6 protein-coding genes are annotated in these 6,613 nt (G+C 46.4%); 1 reads left to right on the top strand and 5 read right to left on the bottom strand.

What is annotated here, in order from left to right; genetic code table 11:
• Window positions 1–51: 51 nt before the first annotated feature.
• The 4 genes from rpoD to rpsU all read right to left on the bottom strand — a co-directional run bounded on the left by rpoD (window position 52) and on the right by rpsU (window position 4,499).
• Entirely contained in the window at window positions 52–1,890 is a 1,839-nt protein-coding gene (rpoD, locus tag AAA952_RS21010; RefSeq protein WP_131523063.1) for an RNA polymerase sigma factor RpoD, read from the bottom strand.
• A 135-nt stretch (window positions 1,891–2,025) separates the two neighbouring features.
• Window positions 2,026–3,750 carry a DNA primase gene (gene dnaG / locus AAA952_RS21005; RefSeq protein WP_338259380.1) on the bottom strand — a complete coding sequence of 575 codons (1,725 nt, stop codon included), beginning with the start codon at window positions 3,748–3,750 and terminating at the stop codon, window positions 2,026–2,028.
• An 83-nt stretch (window positions 3,751–3,833) separates the two neighbouring features.
• The gene (locus tag AAA952_RS21000) at window positions 3,834–4,277 is read right to left on the bottom strand and encodes a GatB/YqeY domain-containing protein (RefSeq protein WP_028760869.1); all 444 of its coding nucleotides are present in this window, start codon (window positions 4,275–4,277) and stop codon (window positions 3,834–3,836) included.
• A 6-nt stretch (window positions 4,278–4,283) separates the two neighbouring features.
• A complete protein-coding gene (gene rpsU / locus AAA952_RS20995; RefSeq protein ID WP_006080725.1) occupies window positions 4,284–4,499 on the bottom strand; it encodes a 30S ribosomal protein S21 in 216 nt (71 codons plus the stop codon).
• Window positions 4,500–4,714: 215 nt separating this feature from the next.
• Between rpsU and tsaD the strand changes: the two genes are divergently transcribed.
• Window positions 4,715–5,731 (top strand): tRNA (adenosine(37)-N6)-threonylcarbamoyltransferase complex transferase subunit TsaD, encoded by a 1,017-nt coding sequence (gene tsaD, locus AAA952_RS20990; protein ID WP_131523062.1) that lies wholly within the window; start codon window positions 4,715–4,717, stop codon window positions 5,729–5,731.
• Window positions 5,732–5,814: 83 nt separating this feature from the next.
• Here the strand turns inward: tsaD and plsY are convergent, their stop codons facing one another.
• The gene (gene plsY, locus AAA952_RS20985) at window positions 5,815–6,426 is read right to left on the bottom strand and encodes a glycerol-3-phosphate 1-O-acyltransferase PlsY (RefSeq protein WP_338259375.1); all 612 of its coding nucleotides are present in this window, start codon (window positions 6,424–6,426) and stop codon (window positions 5,815–5,817) included.
• Between the last annotated feature and the right edge of the window lie 187 nt (window positions 6,427–6,613).

The following is a 6,613-nucleotide window of genomic DNA, read 5'->3' as shown; positions in this document are numbered from 1 at the left end:
GCATGGGCAGGGCTTCAGATCTTACTTAGATGACTTTAGGTTTATAACGGCCTATTCATCTAGGAATGATTTTAAGATTTCTGAGCGTGAAGGGTGACGCAGTTTGCGCAGTGCCTTAGCTTCAATCTGACGAATACGTTCACGGGTCACGTCGAACTGCTTACCAACTTCTTCAAGTGTATGGTCAGTGTTCATATCGATACCAAAACGCATACGCAGCACTTTCGCTTCACGGGCGGTTAAACCTGCTAACACTTCGTGGGTGGCGTTTTTCAAGCTTTCGCTGGTCGCTGAATCCAGTGGTAATTCGAGGGTAGTATCCTCGATAAAATCACCTAAATGCGAATCTTCATCGTCACCGATTGGGGTTTCCATGGAGATAGGTTCTTTAGCGATTTTCAGTACCTTACGGATCTTATCTTCCGGCATCATCATACGCTCAGCCAGTTCTTCAGGTGAAGGCTCGCGGCCCATTTCCTGTAGCATTTGGCGAGAGATACGGTTCAGCTTGTTGATCGTTTCGATCATATGTACTGGAATACGAATCGTGCGCGCTTGGTCGGCAATAGAGCGAGTAATCGCCTGACGGATCCACCAAGTAGCATAGGTCGAAAATTTGTAACCACGACGGTATTCGAATTTATCCACGGCTTTCATTAAGCCAATGTTACCTTCTTGGATTAAGTCCAAGAATTGCAGACCACGGTTGGTGTATTTCTTCGCGATAGAAATTACCAGACGTAAGTTCGCTTCAACCATTTCTTTCTTCGCACGGCGTGCTTTGGCTTCACCGATTGACATACGACGGTTGATGTCTTTTATGGCAGAAATCGCTAAGCCAGTTTCTTCTTCTACTGCAGCAAGTTTGCTGCGACAACGAATGACGTCATCTTCAACCATTCTTAGGCCTTCGGCATAAGGTTTCGTTGAGGCTTTCTCAGTGTTGAACCAATCGAGGTTGGTTTCGTTGCCAGTGAAGAATTTGACGAAGTTTTTCTTCGGCATTTTGGCTTGTTCAACGCACAGTTTTAATACTAAACGTTCTTGAACACGTACGCGGTCCATCATAGTGCGCATGCTTTTGACTAAACGGTCAAACTGCTTAGGCACTAAGCGGAATTCTTTGAAAATTTCGCCGATTTCGAAGAGGGCTTTTACCGATTCAGGGTGTTCACGGCCCTTAGCTTCGATAATTTTCAGTGCGCTTTCGTAAGCGGCTCTGAGTTGACCGAATCTTTCTCGAGCTTCTTCAGGATCAGGCCCTTTGTTGCCTTCTTCTTCATCTTCGCTGTCATCGTCATCCTCTTCGTCATCTTCATCGTCCAGCTCTTCTTCAGATAATTCTGAGCCGATGTGAGTGGCGGTCGGGGCGACGTCATCTTCGTCCGGGTTTACAAATCCAGAGATAATATCAGATAAGCGCAGTTCGTCGGCTTCAAATTGGTCGAATTGCTCAAGGATCATAGCGATCGCTTGTGGGTATTCGGCGACTGAACTTTGAACTGTGTTGATGCCTTCTTCGATGCGTTTGGCGATAACAATTTCGCCTTCTCGGGTCAGAAGCTCAACGGTACCCATTTCACGCATGTACATGCGTACGGGATCGGTTGTGCGGCCAAGTTCGCTTTCTACTGTTGCCAGTGCTGCGGCGGCTTCTTCTGCTGCATCTTCGTCTGTGTTGTCTTCCGACATCATCATGTCATCGGCATCGGGGGCTTCTTCGAACACCCGGATACCCATGTCATTTATCATCTGGATAATATCTTCGATCTGGTCAGAATCGACCATGTCTGCAGGTAAGTGATCGTTCACTTCTGCATAGGTTAAGTAACCTTGCTCTTTACCTTTGGCAAGCAACAGCTTAAGTTGCGACTGCGGAGTATGATCCATAGATATCATCCAAGTTGGGAAACTGTTACAACGACGGACACTTAGCATAAGCCAAGTGCCGCGCAAATCGTCAATTATAGCCGTGTGCACATATCTGTGCTAGTCACTGGGGTAGCGAATGAGGACATTTTTGCCTCAGTTTAACCCTTTCATGACTGAGATCAGCTTCGAGAGCTGCATCTTCTCTTCTTTTGTATGAGTCTGTTTTAGACTCAATTCCTGATATCGTTGTTCAATATATTGATTGTTCAACCAAACCAGGGTTTGTTTAAACTTTTCGAGCAAGTTTTCATCCGCCACTTGATGGTCCCATTGGGCCAATTTATGGAGAGTGCCGCTGTAAGGGTGCTCTCGGAATTGTTCAAGTAGTTGTGCGCTGTTTAACGTTTGCTCTCGAGTCATCTCCAATAACAGTGGCAGCAATTCTATGCCTGGCATCTGCAAGTGGGCGAGTGCGGGTTGTGGGGGTAAACCCATACCCAGTTTAGGATGTTGTACTAGCAGTGCGATGGCGAGTCGCAATGGTGTACCGCGTCCTTTTAATCCTTTACTTGCCATTGGTTTAGCTTGTTTCACGCTAAAGCCTAGCTTCTTTTTCATATCTTCTGAGCTGTTCATTCCTAACTTGTGAGCTAAGTTCTCAAGCAGTAAATTTTGCAGCACAGTGTCTTGAATTTTTTCAATTAAGATAAAAGCTTGTTTCGCTAAGTTGCCTTTATCTGTACCGTATTTTGTCGCTAACGTGTCAAATAGAAACTCGGGTAGTGCAATGGCAGAGTCCATTAAGGTTTCAAATGCATCTTTACCAATTTTACGTACCATAGAATCAGGATCTTCGGCCTGAGGCAGGAACATAAATCGCACTTGATCGCCAGGCTTTAATAATGGCAATGCTGTTTCTAAGGCGCGCCATGCCGCTTCAGTACCCGCTCTGTCACCGTCGTAACAGCAAATCACTTCTTTAGCGCTGCGCAGCAAAAGCTGAAATTGCTCTGCTGTGGTCGAGGTGCCTAATGATGCGACAGCATAATCGACGCCAAATTGCGCCAATGCCACCACATCCATATAGCCTTCAACGATCAGTACTTTGTCTGGATCGCGATAGCGCTGCTTTAGTTCATAGAGACCATAAAGCTCATTGCCCTTATGAAATATGGGCGTTTCTGGAGAATTCAAGTATTTGGGTGTGCCATCACCTAAAACTCTGCCACCAAAACCAATGACTCGTCCGCGCCTGTCGCGGATAGGAAACATGAGGCGGTCACGAAATCTGTCGTAACGTTTCCCACTGTCGTTGCTAATTAACATCCCCGCAGTCAGTAACTTATCCTGCGCATCTTGATTCTGACGATAGCGGCCCAATAAGCTATCCCAACCGTCTGGCGCAAAGCCAATACCAAAATGTTCTACTACATCATCGGATAAACCGCGATAGGCAAGATAATCGATAACTTTTTGTTTATCTTGGTGTTGTCTAAGTTGGTTTTGAAAGTAAAGGCTCGCTTCTTCCATGAGTTGATATAAGTCACGGCTTAAACCGTCATCATGTCGCTTGCCTGTGCCTTGTTCTCTGGGAACCTCTAATCCAAGCTGGCCCGCCAAATCTTCAATGGCATCAATAAAATCGAGTCGGTCATACTCCATCACAAAATCGATGGCGTTGCCGTGAGCACCGCAGCCAAAGCAATGATAGAACTGTTTATCACGGCTGACGGTAAACGAAGGTGATTTTTCGCTATGAAAAGGACAACAGGCCGAGTAGTTCTTACCCGCCTTTTTCAAGGGCACCTTACGATCGATAAGTTCGACTATGTCAGTGCGAGCGATTAGCTCATTGATAAAATCACGAGGTATTGCCATTGAGTGCTTAAAATCCCGCCTTGCGCGAATTTAAACAAACAAGCCGCGCATAGGCACGGCTTGTTCATACAGTGAAACGCTAATTATTGCAATTTAGCACGGATCATAGCGCCGATAGCGCCCATGTCTGCACGTCCTTGCACTTTAGATTTCAATGCTCCCATTACTTTGCCCATATCCGCCATGGCGGATGCACCTACTTCTACAATAGTTGCATCGATGAGCGCCGCGATTTCCGCCTCTGTAAGAGGGGTAGGCAGGAAAGCTTCAATAACTTGAATCTCTGCTGCTTCCACGTCGGCCAACTCGTTACGACCCGCTGCTTCAAATTGAGCAATCGAGTCACGACGTTGTTTCACCATTTTGGTTAAGACCGCTATAACCTGTTCATCAGTCAGAGATTCGCGGGTATCCACTTCAATCTGTTTGATGGCGGCTAATGCCATACGAATAGTGCTCAAGCGCGCCTTCTCTTTGGCGATCATGGCCTGTTTCATATGGTCTTTTAGCTGATCAATTAGGCTCATATGAGATTAATATAAACGTACGCGACGTGCGTTTTCGCGAGAAAGCTTCTTAGCTAAACGTTTAACTGCAGCTGCTTTTGCGCGCTTACGTGCAGTAGTTGGCTTCTCGTAGAATTCACGAGCACGCACGTCGGCTAAAATACCAGCTTTTTCACAAGAGCGCTTGAAACGACGCAGAGCTACGTCGAATGGTTCGTTTTCACGTACTTTAATAATTGGCATACGCCATCACCCCTTAGGTGTAGGTTGTTCTGGTTCAATTGCTCGAACCAAGTCTATTTAAAATGGTGCGGAATTTTATACCGAGACACCTAGGCTTGTAAAGCCCTAAAACTGAGCTCAGTCCTATAGTGGACTCAATATGGCCTGCGCGACTGGAGTAATCGAGCGCTTGCAGGTAGAATTGGCGCCCTTTAGTTAGCAATTGATGAGACACCATGCGGGTTTTAGGTATTGAAACATCCTGTGACGAGACAGGTATCGCCGTCTATGACGATGAACTGGGCTTATTATCGCACACTTTATACAGTCAGGTTAAGCTGCATGCTGACTATGGTGGTGTGGTGCCTGAGTTGGCGTCGCGTGACCATGTACGCAAAATTGTGCCGCTTATTCGTCAAGCGCTGAAAGATGCAAATACTGAAATTGCTGATCTCGATGGGATTGCCTATACCAAGGGCCCAGGTTTGATTGGTGCTTTGCTTGTTGGCGCCTGCGTGGGGCGGTCACTGGCGTTTGCTTGGGACAAGCCTGCAATCGGTGTTCACCATATGGAAGGGCACCTGCTGGCGCCTATGCTTGAAGATGACGCGCCCGAGTTCCCATTTGTGGCCTTATTGGTCTCTGGTGGCCATTCTATGTTGGTTAAAGTCGATGGAATTGGCCGCTATGAAGTATTAGGCGAGTCTGTTGATGATGCTGCGGGTGAAGCGTTTGATAAAACAGCTAAGTTAATGGGGCTGGATTATCCCGGCGGTCCGCGTTTAGCAAAGCTTGCTGCTAAAGGTTTACCTGCAGGGTATAAGTTTCCGCGGCCTATGACCGATAGACCTGGACTCGATTTTAGCTTTTCGGGTCTAAAAACCTTTACCGCAAATACCATTGCTGCCGAACCTGACGATGAACAGACTCGAGCCAATATTGCGCGTGCTTTTGAAGAAGCTGTGGTTGATACGCTAGCGATTAAATGTCGCCGTGCACTGAAGCAAACAGGCTATAACCGCTTAGTGATCGCCGGTGGCGTGAGTGCGAATACGCGCTTAAGAGAAACCTTGGCTGAAATGATGAGCTCGCTTGGTGGACAAGTATTTTATCCCCGTGGTGAGTTTTGTACCGATAACGGCGCCATGATTGCCTTTGCAGGATTGCAGCGTTTAAAGGCGGGGCAGCACGAAGATTTGGCGGTAAAAGGTCAGCCAAGATGGCCGTTAGATACCTTGCCACCTGTGGCATAAAACGCCTTTGATGTTGATAGGTTATGTTGAGACAAAAAAACTGCGCTTATAGCGCAGTTTTTTATTGGGATAATGTTGTCACATTAAGATTTTTTAGGCGTTTTTTTACGTGAAACTTTGGACTCTTCACCTTTAAGTAACCGTTGGATATTGTCTTTATGACGAATAATGATAAGCGTCGATAGCATGGCAACGGGAATGGTAAATCTGTCGTCTAACAACCAAGTATAAAGTGGTGCAAGTAAGGCCGTCAGAATGGCTGCAAGGGACGAGTAGCGGCTAATTAAGAGTAGAACAATCCAAGATGCCATTAAGCAAATGGCTAAATCATCGCCAATGGGAGCCATAGCACCAAAAGCTGTTGCGACACCTTTCCCCCCCTTAAATCCAAAAAATACGGGATAAATATGCCCAAGGCAGGCGGCGATAGCGATAAGTCCGAGTGAGACTGCATCTATGCCCATCAGATAGGCTAAATAAGATGGCATGGCGCCTTTGAGCATGTCAAAAAACAACACCATGGCAGCCGAACTCGCGCCGCCAATTCGCAGTACATTGGTAGCTCCCGGATTACCTGAACCCTGTAATCTTGGATCGGGTAAACCCCTCATTCTACAAACCAGCACAGCACTCGAGATTGAACCTGCCAAATAGGCGGCCAAAATCATCAAAAGTGTCAGTGTTAATGGACTCACATTGGTTTCCTTACGCGTCTTAAGGTATTATCGCGCAACAATTTAAAAAGCTGACTCAGTTGTCAATCCTGCTATAGGTTTGCGGAATAACTCGCCCATTTGAGGTTGAGATATTTTCTGAATGAGCAAATCCTTTTAGGGCGTTATCCTACTGTGGATTGGCTCGAGTAGAAAGCAAATTAGTTAT

Origin of the sequence: Shewanella sp. M-Br (genome assembly GCF_036245925.1) — a bacterium.
Classification (GTDB): domain Bacteria; phylum Pseudomonadota; class Gammaproteobacteria; order Enterobacterales; family Shewanellaceae; genus Shewanella; species Shewanella oncorhynchi.
The sequence above is the reverse complement of the archived record's forward strand: the minus strand, read 5'-3'. Positions and strand labels throughout refer to the sequence as shown.